Consider the following 16225-nt stretch of genomic DNA (forward strand, 5'->3'; position numbering starts at 1 on the left):
GGGGGGGGGCGCCACGCCGCGCACGCGCACATCTCGCCGCGAGTGGGTCGAGGGGCCGCCGCGCATCTGACCGGATCGTGCGGCAGCCCCTCGGGTCAGTAGGCGCGCAGGCGCTGCGGCGGCACCCAGTCGACGGTCGCGCCGAGCTCGCGCGCCCAGCGGATGGGGGTGCTCGCATCGCGCAGCGCGGCGCGGCCGATGCGCACGGCCGCGACGCCCGACGCGACGATCGCCTCCGCCTGCGCCGCCGTCTCGATCAGTCCGACCGACGACGTGACCACCCCCTCGGCGGCGATGCGCTCGGCGAGGTGCACCTGGTAGCCAGGGCCGACGGGGATGTCGGCCAGCACGAGCCCGCCAGACGACGCGTCGACCGCGTCGGCCCCCGCCGCGATCGCCCAGCGCGCCACGGTCGCAGCGTCGTCGGGCGTGACGCCGCCGTCGGTCCAGTCGGTCGCCGACAGTCGCACGAGGATCGGCAGGGTCGGCAGCTCGTCGCGGATGCGAGCCACGATCTCGAGCAGCAGCGTCGCCCGACCGGTGAGGTCGCCGCCGAATCGGTCGTCGCGGAGGTTCGTGATCGGCGAGAGCAGCTGGTGCAGCAGGTAGCCGTGGGCCGCGTGCACCTCGACGACGTCGAACCCGGCATCGACGGCGCGGTGCGCTGCCGCCACGAACGCGTCGGCGATCGTCGCGAGCTCGTCCGCCGACGCCGCACGCGGCCGCGCGAGCCCCAGGATCTGCACGTCGGAGGCCGAGACCGTCTGCCAGCCGCCGGCGTCGACCGGTACCGAGCCGCGAGCGTCGCCGTCGCGTCCGAAGCCCGCGTACGTGCTCGCCTTGGCGCCCGCGTGGCTCAGCTGCACGCCGATCGCGGCGCCCTGCGCGTGCGCGAAGTCGACGATGGGGCGCCACGCGTCGACCTGCTGGGCGTTCCACAGGCCCGTGTCCTGCCTCGTGATGCGCCCCTCGGGCAGCACGGCCGTCGCCTCGACCACGAGCAGCCCCGTGCCGCCTGCGGCGAGGGCGCCGTAGTGCACGCGGTGCCAGTCGGTCGGCGCCCCGTCGTACGCGTCGACGGAGTACTGGCACATCGGCGCGATCCAGATGCGGTTGCGCAGGCGCAGGCCGCGCAGGTCGATCGGGTCGACGACGCTCGGCGCGGCGGTGGACGCCGGAGCCGCGTCCACCGCGACGCCCGTCACGAGTCGCTCCCGCCGAGCCTGGCGAGCAGGCCTGCTGCGAGCGCCGTGCGCTGCACCATCCCGTCGATCGAGATCCATTCGTGCCTGGCATGCGCGCCGTCGCCGACCGCGCCGAGGCCATCGAGCACGGGCAGGCCGAGCGCGGCGGCGAAGTTGCCGTCGCTCGCCCCGCCCACCGAGATCTCCTCCACGGTCCAGCCCTGCTCGGCCGCCACGTCGCCGGCGAGCGCGAAGAGCGCCGCGGTCGCCTCGCTGCGCGGCATGACCGGTCGGTTCCAGCCGCCGTCGACCTCGAGCCCGGCGCCGTCGCGATGCGGGCGCATGGCGGCGAGGGCTGCGTCGATGCGGCCCATCTCGGCGACGTCGGCGACGCGCACGTCGACGAGCGCGTGCGCGCGGCCTGCGGTGACGTTCGACCGTGATCCACCGACGACCGTGCCGACGTTGACGCTCGTGCCGGCCGCGAGGTCGGCGGATGCGTGCAGCGTCAGCACCGCGCGCGCCATCTCGTCGATCGCGCTCACGCCGCGCTCGGGATCGAGGCCGGCGTGGCCCTCGATGCCGCGCGTCGTCACCGAGAAGATGCCGACGCCCTTGCGCGCCGTCTTCAGCGCGCCCTCCGCGCTGGCCTCGAACACCAGCACGGCATCGCGCCCGACGACGGCCTCCTCGATCACGGCACGCGACGCGAGCGAGCCGATCTCCTCGTCGCCGTTGAGCACGAGGCGGATGGCGGGCAGCGGCAGCCCCTGCGCGCGCGCGATCGCGATGGCGTGCGTCGCCTGCACGAGGCCGGCCTTCATGTCGAAGACGCCGGGACCGGTGAGCCGGTCGCCGTCGATCGTCACGGGCCAGTCGGCGAGGGTGCCCAGCGGCCAGACGGTGTCGTAGTGGCAGAGGATCGCGATCGCGCCCGTGCCGCCGTTCGTCGCCGGCCAGTCGAGGATCGCGACGTCGCCCTGCTCGCCACCGTCGACGGTGCGCTCGGTCTCGGGTGCGCCCAGGTGCTCTGCGACGTAGGCGCGCACCCACGTCAGCCCGGCCGCGAGCGCTGCGAGGTCGTCGGAGGGCGTCTCCTGCTCGGCGTAGGCGGTGACGTCGTCGACGAGCGCCTGCCGTGCGGCCTCGGCCGCCTGCACGAGCGCGCTCATGCGCCGGCCAGACGGTCGAGCTCGACGAGGTGGGCCTCGTCCATCGCGATCTCCTGCGTCTCGAGCGCGACGATGGCGTCGACGAGCCACCGCAGGAGCGGCGTGGGGATGGCGTGCGTCGCGGCCGCGGCCAGCACGGGCGCGTACTGCGTGGGCACCTCGGTGCGGCGACCGCGCACGGCGATGTCGCGCCAGATGCCCGAGCGCTTCTTCGTCTGCCTGCCGAGCCACGCGACGAGGCCGTCGGTCGCGGCGTCCGCCGAGGCGGCGTCGCCGAGGTAGTCGTTCGGCACGAACGCGTCGAAGCCCTCGAGCGCGATGCCCTCCGCGGTCGCGACCGTGAGCACCTCGCGTACGAGCGCGTGGCAGCCGATGCGGTGCCGGTCGATGAGGTCGCCCATGTCGTCGTCGGCGAGGGCCGAGGCGACGAGCATCGCGCCGAAGCCGAGCTTCGACCACAGGAACCCGGGCACGTTGTCGGTGACGATCGGCTCGCCCCAGTGGTGCAGGTCCTGCGCGAGGGTGCGCACGCGGTCGCTCGTGCCGCCCGCGTGCTCGCCGAGCGCGATGTCGCCGATGCCGCCGTCCTTGACGACGCCTGGCGCGACGACGTCGGCGAAGAGGTCGACGAACGCGGCGACGGTGCGCTCGGCGCCCACGTGGCGCGCGATCGTCGGCTCGTTGAGGCCGTTCTGCATCGACGCGACCCAGCCGTCGTCGGCGAGCCGCGGCGCGATCCACGCTGCGACGGCGTCGGTCGCCTGCGCCTTCACGGCGAGCAGCACGGCGCCGAGCCGCTCTGGCGCCTCGTCGGGCGTCGAGATCGGCAGGTGCGCGGTGAGCTCGCCCGTCGGATGCTCGATGCGGAGCCCGTGCTCGCGGATGGCGGCGACGTGCTCTGGGTCGGCGTCGACGAGATGCACGTCGGCGCCCGCGTGGTGCAGGTGCGCGGCGAGGGTGCCGCCGATCGCTCCTGCGCCGACGATCGTGTACTGCGAGGTCATGCCTGCTCTTCCTGGCCGATGGCCGTCCAATGCTGCGGGAGGTGCCAGGCGCCCGTCGACGATCCGCCGTCGACGCGCAGCACCTCCCCGGTGATCCACTCCGCCTCGTCGCCTGCGATCCAGACGACGGCGCGTGCGATGTCTGCGGGCGTGCCTCGTCTGCCCAGCGGGGTGTCGCCGACGGCGTTCGCGTACTCGTCGGTCACGGGGTTCACGGTCGAGTCGACGGTGACGAACCCGGGTGCGACGGCGTTGACGCGGATGCCGTGCCTGCCGAGCTCGAGCGCGGAGGCACGGGTCGCGGCCTCGAGCGCCGCCTTCGACGTCGAGTAGGGCGCGGCACCCGGTCGCGCCCGCAGGGCCGCCCCCGACGAGATGCTCACGACGCTCGCGCCACGGCCCGCGGCGATCGCCCGGCGCGCGAGCGCGACCGTCAGCAGCACGGGTGCGCGCGTGTTGACGTCGAGCACGAGATCCCACGTCGCCGCGTCGAGCTCGAGGAACGGCGTCGCGGGGTAGACGCCCGCGCTCGACACGAGCACGTCGACCGGCGCGGTCGCCCACGCCGCATCCATGAGCGTCTCGTGCGCGTCGTCGCCGCGCAGGTCGACCGTCGTCGTCTCGCACGCCGGCGCTCCCGCCGGGAGGGCGAGCGCCGCCGTCTCGGCGAGCGGCTCGGCGTGCAGGTCGGCGACGGTGAGGGCGTCGCCGGCGCGCGCGAACGCGAGCGCGACCTCCCTGCCGATGCCGGATCCGGCGCCCGTGACGAGCACGTGCCGCATCAGTCGAGCTCCTTGCCCTTGGTCTCGGGCATCGTGAGGTACACGACGAGGCCGATCGCGGCGGCGGCGGAGGCGTACAGCCAGACGAAGTCGCCGAGGCCGTTCGTGTTCATCCACGTCGTGATGTACGGCGCGGTGCCGCCGAACAGCGCGACGGCGAGCGCGTACGGCAGGCCGATGCCCGTCGCGCGCACCTCGGGCGGGAACTGCTCGGCCATGATGACGGCGCAGTTGGCGGAGTAGCCCACGAGCAGCACGATGCCGACGATCTCGATGGCGAGCAGGGTCCAGAAGTTGCCGTCGAGCAGGGTGAACGCGGGCCAGGCGAAGATCAGGAAGCCGCCTGCGAACGCCGCCATCGTGGGCTTGCGGCCCAGCGTGTCGGACAGCAGGCCGCCGAAGGGCAGCAGGCAGATGAAGATGATCATCGCGATGACGTTCGCCAGCAGCGCCTGGTTGAGCGGGATGCCCGTCGTCACCGCCGCGTACGTCGGCATGAAGTTGACCCACATGTAGTACAGCAGGGTGCCTGCGATCGTGATGCCGAACACGCGCAGCGACGCCTTGGGGTGCTCGCGGATCATGCGCACGAAGGCGTTGCGCTGCGTCGAGCGCTCCTCCTTGGCGACGCGGCTCTTGCCGGTCGCGAACGACTCGGTCTCCTCGACGGAGCGGCGCAGCCACAGCCCGACGAAGCCGAGCGAGGCGGCGAACACGAACGCGATGCGCCAGCCGTAGCTGTCGACGGCCTCCGGCGGCAGCACCGTCGTGATGGTGAAGCCAAGGCCCGACGCGATGAGCACGCCCGCCGCGACCGAGACCTGCTGCCACGATCCTGCGAAGGCGCGGCGCTTGGGCGCTGCGGACTCGACGAGGAACGCCGAGGCGGATCCGAACTCGCCACCGGCGGCGAAGCCCTGCGCGAGCCTGGCGAGCACGAGCAGCAGCGGCGCGAAGATGCCGATCTGCTCGTAGGTCGGCGCGAGGCCGATCGCCAGCGTCGCGATCGCCATGAGGGTGATCGTGAACAGCAAGCCCTTCTTGCGGCCGTGCTTGTCGGCGTAGGAGCCCATGATCGCGGCACCGATGGGGCGCATGATGAAGCCGACCGCGAAGATCGCGAGCGTCGACAGCAGCGCGGCGATGTCGTTGCCCGCCGGGAAGAAGTGGTGGGCGAAGATCGACGAGAACGTCGAGTAGATGGCCCAGTCGACGAACTCGACGGCGTTGCCGATCGAGCCGGCGACGATCGCCTTCTTGCCCTTCCTGGTGAGCTTCGTCGCGTGGACGGACTCGGGTGCTGTGGTGGTCATGTGCGGTCTCTCTCGAGGTGGGGCGGTGTCAGAGCAGGGTGCGGACGTGCGCGGCCAGGTCGGCGTGCGTGCCGACCCAGACGTCGTCGAAGGAGCGGATGTGGGTCAGGAGGTCGTCGAGGATCCTGAGCCGCGAGCGGTGGCCGATGATGTGCGGGTGCAGCGTCAGCTGGAACACGCCGCCCTCTGCTCGCGCCGCGTCGAACTCGTCGATCCAGATCTGCAGCAGGTCGCGCGGCGGCATGTGGGGCCGGAGTCCGCCGAAGCGATCCATCATCAGGTACGGGGCGTCGTCGCGGATCCACTCGACGGGGATCTCGACGACGCCGGTGCGCTCGCCGCGCTCGAGCAGCTCGTACGGCTCGGCGTCGGCCATGAGCGACGAGTCGTAGGCGAAGCCGAGCTCGCGGATGACCGCGAGGGTCGAGCCCGAGAAGTCCCACGAGGGCGTGCGGATGCCGACGGGGCGGTGGCCGACCTGCTGCTCGAAGACGTCGAGGCAGCGTGCGACGAGCTCGAGCTCGTCGTCGTGGGCGAGCGCGGTGTTGCGCTCGTGGATCCAGCCGTGCACGGCGATCTCGTGACCGGCGGCGACGTAGCCGGGTGCCTCGTCGGGCCGCAGCAGGGCGCAGACGGCGGGCATGAAGAACGATGCGGGCGCCTCGTGGCGGGCGAGGAGGTCGAGGATGCGGGGCACCGCGAAGCGGGCGCCGAACTCGCCCTGCGCCATGCGGCCCGGCGAGGTCTCGCCGTCGCGCAGCGCAGGCGTCTCATGGTCGGAGTCGAACGAGAGGAGCACGGCGACGCGAGCGGCGTCCGGCCATCGCTGCGCGGGATCGTCGTGCACGAGCCTGCGCCCGGCGCGCACGTGCTCGACGTGGCTGCGCCACACGTCTTCGGTCCACTGCCACGGCTGCTGGTGCTCCATGCGATCCCTCTCGACCCGATCGGTGACCTCTGCGTCTCCGATGCAGGCCACTGTAGGAAGATATGCAAGCAGATGCAAATGAGATGGGCATATCGGTCATGTTTCGCTTCTGTAACGGGAGAATCAGTCAGCGCGGAGCGGGCAGCCGCATCTCGGTAGATTGAGGCCGTGCATCGCTCCGCCCACCGCGCGAGTCGGCCCCTCCTCGACGAGACCGATCTCGACATCGTCGCGGCCCTGCACATCGCCCCGCGCGTGCCGACGGCCGCGCTCGCCGAGATCCTGGGGATCCCCACGAGCACGGCGTCGCGGCGGCTGTCGCGCATGCAGGACGAGCGGCTGCTGCACGTCGTCGGCCGCTTCGCATGGGAGCTCATCACCTCGAGCAACCCGTTCGAGCTGTGGATCACGTCGGCCCCCGGGCAGTCGCGAGCGGTGCTCGCCGAGCTGCTGCGCATCCCCGACGTGCAGTTCGTCATCCACGCCTCGGGGCCCGCCGACCTGTACGTGAACCTGTTCCCGCTGCGCGGCTCCGATCACGAGGAGCTCCTGGCGGCGACGATTCCGTCGATCCCCGGCATCCGCGCGATCGACAGCCGCATGATCCTCGAGCCGGCGAAGGTCGGCCAGTCGTGGCGGTACCGCAGGCTCGACGAGCGGCGCACGGCGGCGCTCGAGCAGCACGCGACGGTGGCGAGCGAGCCGCCGATCGACGACCTGCAGCAGCTGTCGGAGCTCGAGTTCGAGACCATGCGCATGCTCGGCGCCAACGGCCGCGTGACGGCGGCCGAGGTCGGGCGGACCCTCGGCGTCTCCGCCTCGACCGCCGCTCGCGCGATCCGGCTGCTGCTGCACTCGGGCGCCGTGTCGCCTCGCGTCGAGATGCAACCCGATCTCATGGGCTATCCGCTCAACGGCATCGTCACGATCGACGTGCGCCCTCGAGACATCCGCGGCGCGCTCGACGTGCTCGCGGCGCATCCGAGCGTGCGGCTGCTGTCGACCGTGACGGGATCGGCCCCCGTGAGCCTCGCTGGCGTCTTCGAGGGCCCGAAGGCGCTCGCGGAGTTCGTGCGCGACGACCTCGGCGCGCTGCCGGGCGTGCGCTCGGTGCACTCGGTCGCGGGGCTGAGGCTCGAGCGTCGCTACTGGGTCGATCGCGATGGGCTGCGGCTCGGCGCGCAGGTCTCCGACGTGCTGCGTCGCTGACGCGCGCCGCCGACCGGCTCAGCGCGTCGCAGTCGCTCGCGCCTCGGCCGTGCTGCGTCGCACGACGAGCTCGGGCAGCAGCTCGACGCGACCCACGGCGACGTCGCGACCCGACACGAGATCGAGCGCGACGTCGAGCGCGGCCGCGCCGGTCTCCTCGAACGGCTGCCGCACCGTCGTGAGGCCGAGCGCGGCCGCCACGTCGCCGTCGTCGAAGCCGACGATCGCCGCGTCGCGGGGCACCTGCATGCCCGCCTCCGTCAGCGTGCGGATGGCCAGGGCTGCGAGCCCGTCGTGGTTCGCGACGATCGCGGTGCAGCCGGAGGCCACGTGGTCGAGCAGGCCGGTCATCGCGTCGTCCGACCGGATCGTGATGCGCTCGAGGGCGAGGGACTCGGCGACGCCGTCGTGGCGCAGCATGCCCGCCGACACGTAGTCGAGCGAGCGCTGCGGCTCGTGCACGAACACCGCGCGGCGGTGGCCGAGGCTCGCGAGATGCTCGCCCACGAGCCTGCCGCCGAGCGCGTCGTCGACGAGCACGACGGGCGGCTCGCCCGCCTTCGACCGCGGCCGTCGCACGTCGACGAGCACGACGGGCAGCCGCGCCGCCCGGCTGGCGCGCAGGGCCGCGCCGCCCAGCGGCACGCCCATGACGACGAGCGCGTCGATGCCGGGCCGTGCGGGCAGCGCGTCGAGCAGCGGGCTCTCCGACGCCGCGGCCGAGGGCAGGTCGTACGACACGAGGTCGACGGCGCGCGAGCTGGCGCGCAGCATCATGCCCGTGAGCCTGCGCAGGTACGAGGGGTAGGTCGAGAACGGTGCCGCGACCGCGATGCGCACCGCGCCGCCGCCTGCCGGCGCGGATGCGCGACGCGAGCGGTAGCCCAGGCGCGCCGCGGCGGCGACGACGCGCTCGCGCGTCGCCGGCCCGACGCGGTGGGGCGCGTTCATCACGAGCGACACCGTCGAGATGCTCACGCGCGCCTCCGCGGCGACGTCGTAGACCGTCACCCGTCGCGGCTCGGCTCGCACGGCATCCCCCTCGCATCGGCACCCACTGCATCGAAGTGCTTCGACGAAGCATCCTAGGGGCAGGAGTCGCCGCCGCCTCCGGCTCGCAGCAGGCATCCGGCGGCGCCGCGAACCAGGAAGGCGACGACGATGTCCCTCGACCCCACCGAGCCCAGCATCCGCGAGGACCTCGCCGTCGCGGCCGTCGCCGACGACACCGTGCCCGGTGCACCCCAGCGCCGTGCGTTCCTGCCCATGTTCGTGCTGGCATGGTTCGGCATCAGCCTCGCGACGGGCACGATCGCGGGCGCCGCCATCCCGAAGGTGTTCGCGTTCCTCGACGACGAGACGAAGGGCGTGAACCTGTCGATCGTCGCGGCGATCGGCGGCATCGTCGTCATGGTCATCACCCCGCTGTTCGGGCGGCTCAGCGACCGCACGATGTCGCGGCTCGGCAAGCGCAGGCCCTGGATCCTCGGTGGTGCGGCCCTCGGGCTCGTCGGCGTCGCGGTGCTCGCGGTCTCCGACTCCCTGTGGCTCGTGGTCGCGGGCTGGTGCCTCACGCAGACGGGCTTCGGTGCCGCGAACGCCGCGGTGCACGCGCTGCTGGCCGACCAGATCCCGAAGCGCATCCGGGCGAGGGTCGCCGCAGCCGCAGGCGCCTCGGGCGGGCTCGCGCTCATCCTGGGCGCGCTCGTCATCGCGTCGCTGCCGAACGATGCGCAGTGGACGTGGTTCGTGATCCCCGGCGTGCTCGGCGCCGTGCTGAACCTCGGGCTCTTCGCGGTGCTGCGCGACATCGTGCGCACCGAGCGGCCAGCGCCGCTGCGATGGGCAGACGTCGTCTCGACGTACTGGCTCGACCCGCGCAGGCACCCGGACTTCTTCTGGGCGTGGACGTGCAGGCTGTTCGTGACGATGTCGATCGTGTCGGTGTCGACGTACCTGCTGTTCTTCATCATCGACCACCTGGGCGTGCCCGCCGAGGAGGCGTCGGGCGTGCAGGCGACGACGCTCATCGTCTTCACGCTCGGCAACATCGCGATGACGGTGCTGTTCGGGTGGATCTCCGACCGCACGGGCAGGCGCAAGCCCATCGTGTGGGCGTCGGCGCTGCTGTCGACCGTCGGGCTCGGCATCGCGATCGCGTCGCCCGACATCGGCATGTTCCTCGTCGGCATCGCCATCGTCGGCGCTGCGCAGGGCGCCTTCATCTCGGTCGACGTCGCGATGATGACGGAGGTGCTGCCGACGTTCGCGGATGCGGGCAAGGACCTCGGCATCGTCGCGCTGTCGTACCAGGTGCCGCAGCTGCTCGTGCCGATCGTCGCGGTGCCGGTGCTCGCGATCGGAGGCGGCGAGAACTACACGGCGCTCTACGTCGCGGCGATCGTGTTCGGCATCATCGGCGCGGTGGCGGTGCTGCCGATCCGCAGCGTGCGCTGACGCGGCTCGTGCCGCCGAACCTGCACGTGCGCGGACCCTCGCGTGCGAGGAGCACCGGAGGCGCCCCGCACGTGCTGGTCGGGCGGAGCGTCAGCGCACGGCGCCCTGTGCCGAGCGCCGCGGACGCGATCGCCACAGCGCCACGAGCAGCAGCGCGCCCCACACGGCGAAGAGCGGATCCCACAGGAACGCGTGGCCGAGCATCGACGCCTCGTCGATGCCGCCGTCCGGCACGACGGCCCCTGCGAGCACGAGCCAGGCCACGACGGCGTTCGCGCCGCCGTAGAGCAGCAGAGCCGCGCCGCCGAGCCAGCACAGCCCACGCCACGCGCGCAGCCACGGCACGCGCCGTGCGACGACGAGCACCGGCACGACGGCGGCCACGACCTTGGCCACGCCCACGAGCAGCAGCACGAGCGGCACCGATGCGCCCGTCTCGGCGATCATCGCAGGGGCGGCGTCGCCGACGGTGTCGAGCAGCCACGTGCCGCCGGCCGCCCACAGCAGGCTGAACCCGCCGTGCACCACGCCGGCGACGGCGGCGCACCACGCGGCGGCGAGCCCGGTGGAGGTGCGGCTCATGCGTGCGGTGGCAGGAGGCGTCTGGCCTACAGGCAGGTGTCGGCGTAGTAGTCGCCGAGGGCGCTCCCTGCCTCCGACGCGTCGCCGGAGGCGGCATCCGAGATGAGCTCGGCGGGCGCGTCGCCCGCGGACTCCGCCTCGCTGACGGCCGAGAGGTGGTCGTGCCACGTCTGCCAGTCGTCCGCGATCTCGGCAGGCGGCTCGCCGGCGGCGTCCATGACCGCGAGCCTGCTGTCGGCCTCACCCGGGCCGGAGCCCCACGCGACGTACGGCAGGAAGATCCGCGTGCCTGCGCCGTCCTCCCGCAACGTGTCGCACACCTGCGAGCCGCCGGAGGAGCATCCCGTCACGGCGAGGATCGCGCTGGCCAGCAGGACGGGGAGGAGGGTTCGCGTACGCACGTCCTCCACGGTAGCGACGCCCGCGCCGACTGGCTGGACGCTGCCCGAGCGGCGGCGGCGTCGCAGTCGTGAGGCCGGACGTGCGCGGAGGGCCGCTCGTCAGGCGCGCGCGGGGACCGCGGCGACGAGGGCGGCGACGAGGCCCTCGGGCGTCGGCACCTTCGCGATCGCCGACACGTGCAGGCCAGCGCGGCGGCAGTCCTCCGCCGTCTGCTCGCCGATCGCCACGATGGTCGTGCCCTCCGGCAGCCCGAGGCGCAGCACCTGCTTCGCGACCGAGCCGCTGGTGACGAGCACGGCATCCACGGGCGTCTCGCGCGGCTCGATCGCCGTGAGCGCCTGGTCGTCGCCCGAGAGCACGCCGAGCTCGTCGAGCTCGTGGTCGGCCTGATCGAGCACCGACACCGTCTTGTACGCGACGACGTCGACGACCTCCATCGACTTCGCGCGCAGCCCATCGGCGATCGTCGGCTTCGCATCCTGGGAGCGCGGCCACAGCACGCGACCGGTCGGGATGGGCCACTCGTCGACGAGGCCGGCGGCCGACTGCCGGCGCGGCACGAACGCGACGGGGATGCCCCGCTCGCGCAGCGCAGCCGCCGTCACGTTGCCGACGGCGGCGACCGACACCGACGCGGGCACGCGCGGCAGGTACCGCACCGTCGACTGCGACGTCACGACGAGCCAGTCGAACCGGCCGGCGCCGAGCTCGTCGAGCTGCGCGCGCAGCTCCTCCTGGTCGTCGGCGGGCGCGATCGTGATGAGCGGCAGCACGAGCGGCTCGAGTCCCGCCTCCTCGACGAGGCGCGAGACGTGCTCGCCCCAGGAGGCTCCGCGGGGGATGAGGACAGGCATCAGGCCCGATCCAACCCCATGGCGCCCGCATCGACGAGCTCGCGCACGGCGCGCCCCGCGACGTCCATCGCCGCCTCCGACAGCTCCCTCGGGCTCTGCCCGTCGAGCGTGTGCGCGTGGCTCGCCGTGAGGTGCTGCGAGCCGTCGGCGGCGTAGACGGTCGCGGTGAGGAAGAGCATGCCGTCGTCGATCTGCGCGCTCGCGGCGATCGGTGCGGAGCAGCCGGCCTCGAGGCCTGCGAGCACGAGGCGCTCCGCGTCGGCGCACGCGCGCGTCACGGCGTGGTCGGCCTTCGCGACGGCGCGCAGCGATGCCTCGTCGCCGTCGCGCGTCTCGACGGCGAGCGCACCCTGCGCGGGTGCGGTGGGGAAGCGGCCGAGGCCCAGCACCTCCGTCGCGGCGTCCTGACGGCCGAGGCGCGTGAGCCCGGCGAGCGCGAGCACGACCGCGTCGAGGTCGGCCTCCGGCCCCTGCGCGCGGGCGAGGCGCGTCTCGACGTTGCCGCGGATGTCGACGACGTCGAGGTCGCCGCGCACGCGGCGCAGCTGCGCGGCACGGCGCGGGCTGCCCGTGCCGACCCTCGCGCCCTCCGGCAGGTCGTCGAAGCCGAGGCCGTCGCGGGCGCACAGCGCGTCGCGAGCATCCTCGCGCTTCGCGACCGCCGCGAGCGCGATGCCGGGATGCGGGGCCGTCGGCAGGTCCTTCATGGAGTGCACGATGACGTCGACGCGATCGTCGAGCAGCGCCTCGCGCAGCGCCGAGGTGAACACGCCCGTGCCGCCGATCTGCGCGAGCGGGGCGCGGTCGACGTCGCCCCGCGTCGTGATCTCGACGATCTCGACGTCGCCTGCGAAGCGCTGCGCGAGCGCCGTCGTCTGCGCGAGCGCGAGCGCCGAGCCTCGCGTGCCGACCCGCAGGGCGCTCACGGCTGCAGGCCCGCGATGGCGGGCTTGAAGCCGAGGCGCGGGTTCTCGCAGCAGCCGGGGCGGCACACGTCGAACCAGGGCCCGATGCTCGTGACCGACTTGCGCTCCGCGACGGGGCGGCCCTCGAGACGCTCCTGCACGAGGTCGACGAGCGCGCCGACGTACGCGGGATGCGTGCCGGGCGTCGGGGTGCGCCGTGCCCACAGGCCGTGCTCCTCCGCCGTCTCCAGCGCCTCCTCGTCGAGGTCCCACATGACCTCCATGTGGTCGCTGACGAAGCCGAGCGGCACGATGATGACGGCCGAGCGACCCTCGAGCGCCTCGATGGCGTCGTTGATGTCGGGCTCGAGCCACGGCTGCGACGGCGGACCCGACCGCGACTGGTACACGAGCTGCCACGCGACCTCGGGGGCCACCTGCTGCATGACGTGCTCCGCGACGGCCATGTGCTGGGCCGCGTAGCCGCCGCCCTCGCCCCATCCGAAGATGTCGGGGGCGCCGGAGCGCTCGGCGTCGGCGGTGGGGATGGAGTGGGTCGCGAAGAGCACCTCGATGGCGTCGTCGGCGTGGCCGGCGCCGCGCGCCTCCGCCACGGCCGCCTCGACGCCCTCGACGAACGGCTGCACGAAGCCGGGGTGGGAGAAGAACTGCCGCACCTTGTCGATGCGCATCGTGCCCTGCAGCCCGGCGGCCTCGAGCGCATCCGCCCAGTCCTCGCGGTACTGCCTGCACGAGGAGTACGACGAGTAGGCGCTCGTGGGGATCGCGAGCATCGTGCGCACGCCGTCGGCGGCGGCCTGCTGCAGCGCCTCGTCGAGGTAGGGCGCCCAGTTGCGGTTGCCCCAGTAGATCGGCAGGTCGAGGCCCGCGGCGGCGAACGCGGCGCGCATCGCCTCCAGCAGCGCCCGGTTCTGGTCGTTGATGGGGCTCACGCCGCCGAAGTGGCGGTAGTGGTGCGAGACCTCCTCGAGCCGCTCGTCGGGGATGCCGCGGCCGCGGGTGACGTTGCGCAGGAACGGGATGACGTCGTCCTGACCCTCCGGGCCGCCGAAGCCCGACAGCAGCACGGCGTCGTAGCGCGTCGGCTCGGTGACGTGCTCGGGGCCCGACTGCGCTGCGGGCGTCGCGCTCGCGACGGCCGCGCCCGGCTCGACGTGCACGCTCGTCGCGGCAGCGGGCTTCAGCTCGCGCCGCGGGGCGGGCTCGGTGGCCGTCGCCTGCAGCTGCTGCTGCTGCACCTGGTCCTGCAGCACCGCGCCCGCCACGGGCGTCGCCTGCATCGTCGCGTCCTGCGTCTTCAGGTCCTGCGTCGTCTCCTCCGCAGCACCTCCGCAGCATCCTCCACCGCAGCAGCTCATGCCAGCACCTCCGTCACGTCGGTCGTCTCGATCCTGCGCCCTGTGAAGAAGGGGATCTCATCGCGCACGTGCATCCGCGCCTCGACGGCGCGCAGCTCGCGCATCATGTCGACGAGCTCGACGAGGTCGTCGGACTCGAGCGGCAGGATCCACTCCCAGTCGCCCAGCGCGAACGCGCTCACGGTGTTCGCGATGACGCCCGTGTACGCGGCGCCGCGGCGGCCGTGCTCGGCGAGCATGCGCGAACGGTCCTCTGCGGGCAGCAGGTACCACTCGTAGGAGCGGTTGAACGGGTACACGGTCACCCAGGCGCGCGGGTCGATGCCGCGCAGGAAGCCGGGCACGTGGCGCTTGTTGAACTCGGCATCGCGGTGCACGCCCATGGCTGCCCACACCTGCTCGGTGCCCGCGAGCTCGGCGCTGCGTCGCAGGCGGCGCACGGCACGCTGCAGGTCGGCGGCGTCGGGGCCGTGCAGCCAGAGCATGAGGTCGGCGTCGCCGCGGAAGCCCGTGAGGTCGTAGATGCCGCGCAGCGTCACGCCGTCGAGGCCTGCGACGGCCTCGTCGAGCGACTCCTTGCCCGCCGTGCCCTGGGGCGCGCCGCGCCGCAGCACGACCCAGACCGCGAAGCCCTGAGGCTCTGCGAGGTCGCGTCCGCTGGGGTGTCGTGCGTCGTCGGTGGGTGCCGTGCCGATCTGCACGACGGGTGCCATCTTGTCGTCGCTCACTCGTCCATCCTCTCGCGTCGCAGGGCGCGGTCGCACCGCGCTGGGCGGCGCCGCTGTGCTCAGGCTCGCGGTCGCGAGCTCGACTCCTCGACGGCCTGCACCATGCCGACGAGGAAGTGCCCGACGGCGTCGAGCTGCTCGGGCCGCATGCCGTCGACGACGGCGATCATCCGCTGATGCATGTCGCCGAGCGTCTCGCGCACCTCGCGGTCGCTGTCGGCGGTCGCGACGACGACGACGGATCGGCGGTCGCTGGGGTGCGGCCGGCGTTCGACGTGGCCGCTCGCCTCGAGCCGGTCGACGAGCGCCGTGACGGATGCGGAGGAGATGTCGAGCAGGGTCGACAGGTCGCGCTGGCGCACGAGGTCGCCGCTCGTCTGCGCTCGCAGGAGGTGGCGCAGCGCGACCAGATCGGTCTCGTTCATGTGCATCGACGAGCGGGTGCGAGCACGCATGGCGGTCTCTGCGGCTCGGTAGCGTCGGAGCAGGTTCAGCACGTCGACCGCTGAGGGCGTGTGGCCGTCGGGGTACCAGTACTCGGAGGGGCGCTCGCGGTGCGCCCGCTCGCCTTCGCCCTGCGCCGCGCCAGCCTCGCTGGTGGCGGCGGATGCGTCGCGGACGTCGGTCACGACCCCTCCTGGTGGTGCTGCGGTCGGTGCCTCGATCGTATGGCGGCTCACGACGAATCGCCAACTTGCCATGCAATGCACTCGTCGAGTTGCTAGGCTGTCGAACGATATGACGTGCATCACGGACGCGGCAGACGCGTCGAACCACTCGCGCTGGGCGCGCTCGGTGCCGACCCCGGTGCGACGGGGCTGACGTGGACTTCGTCGTCGACCCGCTCCTCGGGCGGCCGGAGACCGACGTGCTGCAGGCGCTGACGCGACTGCGCACGGCGGAGACGCACATGCTGCGCAGGCGGCAGGCGGCGCAGGGACTCGGCGAGTCCGACGCCGCAGGGCTGCGGCTCGCGATCGAGCGCTTCGAGGTCGATCCCGTGACGCCCACCGAGATCGCCGCGGCGCTCGGGCTCACGACGTCTGCCGTCACCTCGCTCGTCGACCGACTCGTGCGGGCAGGGCTCGTCGAGACGCGCACGCATCCCACCGATCGGCGCCGCAAGGTCGTCGTGCCCACCGAGGAGGCGCTCGCGCTCGACCCGATCGAGCGCGACGTGCACGACCTCGTCGAGGAGCTCTCGAGCAGGTCGCGCCTGCTCATCGTCGGCTTCCTCGACCGCGTCGCCGCCGCGATGGAGCGTCAGGCCCGCTGACCTCGTCGCGACGGCGCATCGTCGCGGGCCACGATCGCAGAGCCTGCGTG

At 73.1% G+C, this 16225-nt stretch carries 17 protein-coding genes; 3 read left to right on the top strand and 14 right to left on the bottom strand.

Going from position 1 to position 16225, the window contains the following annotated elements; genetic code table 11:
• Positions 1–95: 95 nt before the first annotated feature.
• Genes ACZ6H8_RS08805 through ACZ6H8_RS08830 form a run of 6 tightly spaced genes read right to left on the bottom strand, consistent with a single transcriptional unit; the run spans position 96 to position 6383 of the window.
• Positions 96–1205, bottom strand: coding sequence for an oxidoreductase (locus ACZ6H8_RS08805; protein ID WP_464146396.1), 1110 nt, complete (start codon positions 1203–1205; stop codon positions 96–98).
• Complete coding sequence (locus ACZ6H8_RS08810) at positions 1202–2356, bottom strand: M20 family metallopeptidase (protein ID WP_464146397.1); 1155 nt, start codon at positions 2354–2356, stop codon at positions 1202–1204. Before ACZ6H8_RS08810 ends, ACZ6H8_RS08805 begins: the two co-directional genes overlap by 4 nt.
• Complete coding sequence (locus tag ACZ6H8_RS08815; protein WP_464146398.1) at positions 2353–3360, bottom strand: ketopantoate reductase family protein; 1008 nt, start codon at positions 3358–3360, stop codon at positions 2353–2355. Before ACZ6H8_RS08815 ends, ACZ6H8_RS08810 begins: the two co-directional genes overlap by 4 nt.
• A complete protein-coding gene (locus ACZ6H8_RS08820) occupies positions 3357–4142 on the bottom strand; it encodes an SDR family NAD(P)-dependent oxidoreductase (RefSeq protein WP_464146399.1) in 786 nt (261 codons plus the stop codon). The genes ACZ6H8_RS08815 and ACZ6H8_RS08820 overlap by 4 nt, the downstream gene beginning before the upstream one ends.
• Complete coding sequence (locus ACZ6H8_RS08825; protein WP_464146400.1) at positions 4142–5455, bottom strand: MFS transporter; 1314 nt, start codon at positions 5453–5455, stop codon at positions 4142–4144. The genes ACZ6H8_RS08820 and ACZ6H8_RS08825 overlap by 1 nt, the downstream gene beginning before the upstream one ends.
• 28 nt (positions 5456–5483) lie before the next feature.
• On the bottom strand, positions 5484–6383 hold the full coding sequence (locus ACZ6H8_RS08830) for a polysaccharide deacetylase family protein (RefSeq protein WP_464146401.1): 900 nt from the start codon (positions 6381–6383) through the stop codon (positions 5484–5486).
• A 168-nt stretch (positions 6384–6551) separates the two neighbouring features.
• Between ACZ6H8_RS08830 and ACZ6H8_RS08835 the strand changes: the two genes are divergently transcribed.
• Positions 6552–7592, top strand: a complete 1041-nt coding sequence (locus ACZ6H8_RS08835; RefSeq protein ID WP_464146402.1) for an Lrp/AsnC family transcriptional regulator — start codon at positions 6552–6554, stop codon at positions 7590–7592.
• Positions 7593–7610: 18 nt separating this feature from the next.
• Here ACZ6H8_RS08835 and ACZ6H8_RS08840 read toward each other — a convergent pair whose 3' ends face one another.
• Positions 7611–8603 carry a LacI family DNA-binding transcriptional regulator gene (locus ACZ6H8_RS08840; protein WP_464146403.1) on the bottom strand — a complete coding sequence of 331 codons (993 nt, stop codon included), beginning with the start codon at positions 8601–8603 and terminating at the stop codon, positions 7611–7613.
• Between the two features lie 150 nt (positions 8604–8753).
• Here ACZ6H8_RS08840 and ACZ6H8_RS08845 point away from each other — a divergent pair, with 150 nt between their 5' ends.
• Complete coding sequence (locus tag ACZ6H8_RS08845; protein ID WP_464146404.1) at positions 8754–10049, top strand: MFS transporter; 1296 nt, start codon at positions 8754–8756, stop codon at positions 10047–10049.
• A 90-nt stretch (positions 10050–10139) separates the two neighbouring features.
• On the opposite strand, the gene ACZ6H8_RS08850 is transcribed toward ACZ6H8_RS08845, so the two are convergent.
• From ACZ6H8_RS08850 to ACZ6H8_RS08880, 7 genes are all read right to left on the bottom strand, one after another.
• Positions 10140–10631, bottom strand: a complete 492-nt coding sequence (locus ACZ6H8_RS08850; RefSeq protein ID WP_464146405.1) for a DUF3995 domain-containing protein — start codon at positions 10629–10631, stop codon at positions 10140–10142.
• 26 nt (positions 10632–10657) lie between these two features.
• Complete coding sequence (locus ACZ6H8_RS08855) at positions 10658–11032, bottom strand: hypothetical protein (protein ID WP_464146406.1); 375 nt, start codon at positions 11030–11032, stop codon at positions 10658–10660.
• Positions 11033–11131: 99 nt separating this feature from the next.
• On the bottom strand, positions 11132–11887 hold the full coding sequence (locus tag ACZ6H8_RS08860) for a uroporphyrinogen-III synthase (protein ID WP_464146407.1): 756 nt from the start codon (positions 11885–11887) through the stop codon (positions 11132–11134).
• Positions 11887–12813, bottom strand: coding sequence for a hydroxymethylbilane synthase (hemC, locus tag ACZ6H8_RS08865; RefSeq protein ID WP_464146408.1), 927 nt, complete (start codon positions 12811–12813; stop codon positions 11887–11889). The genes ACZ6H8_RS08860 and hemC overlap by 1 nt, the downstream gene beginning before the upstream one ends.
• The gene (locus ACZ6H8_RS08870; protein WP_464146409.1) at positions 12810–14093 is read right to left on the bottom strand and encodes a ferrochelatase; all 1284 of its coding nucleotides are present in this window, start codon (positions 14091–14093) and stop codon (positions 12810–12812) included. Before ACZ6H8_RS08870 ends, hemC begins: the two co-directional genes overlap by 4 nt.
• 74 nt (positions 14094–14167) lie before the next feature.
• Positions 14168–14899 carry a hydrogen peroxide-dependent heme synthase gene (gene hemQ / locus ACZ6H8_RS08875; RefSeq protein ID WP_464146410.1) on the bottom strand — a complete coding sequence of 244 codons (732 nt, stop codon included), beginning with the start codon at positions 14897–14899 and terminating at the stop codon, positions 14168–14170.
• 59 nt (positions 14900–14958) lie between these two features.
• Positions 14959–15528, bottom strand: a complete 570-nt coding sequence (locus tag ACZ6H8_RS08880; protein WP_464146411.1) for a MarR family winged helix-turn-helix transcriptional regulator — start codon at positions 15526–15528, stop codon at positions 14959–14961.
• Between the two features lie 194 nt (positions 15529–15722).
• Here ACZ6H8_RS08880 and ACZ6H8_RS08885 point away from each other — a divergent pair, with 194 nt between their 5' ends.
• Positions 15723–16175 carry a MarR family winged helix-turn-helix transcriptional regulator gene (locus ACZ6H8_RS08885; protein ID WP_464146412.1) on the top strand — a complete coding sequence of 151 codons (453 nt, stop codon included), beginning with the start codon at positions 15723–15725 and terminating at the stop codon, positions 16173–16175.
• The last annotated feature ends 50 nt before the right edge of the window (positions 16176–16225 follow it).

The sequence above is a fragment of the Agrococcus sp. AC640b genome (assembly GCF_979255995.1).

Bases quoted from the DNA above. Each gene is read 5' to 3' on its own strand.
- ACZ6H8_RS08845 (WP_464146404.1), top strand. From the start codon at position 8,754: ATGTCCCTCGACCCCACCGAGCCCAGCATCCGCGAGGACCTCGCCGTC.
- ACZ6H8_RS08860 (WP_464146407.1), bottom strand. From the start codon at position 11,887: ATGCCTGTCCTCATCCCCCGCGGAGCCTCCTGGGGCGAGCACGTCTCG.
- ACZ6H8_RS08850 (WP_464146405.1), bottom strand. From the start codon at position 10,631: ATGAGCCGCACCTCCACCGGGCTCGCCGCCGCGTGGTGCGCCGCCGTC.
- ACZ6H8_RS08825 (WP_464146400.1), bottom strand. From the start codon at position 5,455: ATGACCACCACAGCACCCGAGTCCGTCCACGCGACGAAGCTCACCAGG.
- ACZ6H8_RS08870 (WP_464146409.1), bottom strand. From the start codon at position 14,093: ATGCAGGCGACGCCCGTGGCGGGCGCGGTGCTGCAGGACCAGGTGCAG.
- ACZ6H8_RS08830 (WP_464146401.1), bottom strand. From the start codon at position 6,383: ATGGAGCACCAGCAGCCGTGGCAGTGGACCGAAGACGTGTGGCGCAGC.
- ACZ6H8_RS08820 (WP_464146399.1), bottom strand. From the start codon at position 4,142: ATGCGGCACGTGCTCGTCACGGGCGCCGGATCCGGCATCGGCAGGGAG.
- ACZ6H8_RS08815 (WP_464146398.1), bottom strand. From the start codon at position 3,360: ATGACCTCGCAGTACACGATCGTCGGCGCAGGAGCGATCGGCGGCACC.
- ACZ6H8_RS08810 (WP_464146397.1), bottom strand. From the start codon at position 2,356: ATGAGCGCGCTCGTGCAGGCGGCCGAGGCCGCACGGCAGGCGCTCGTC.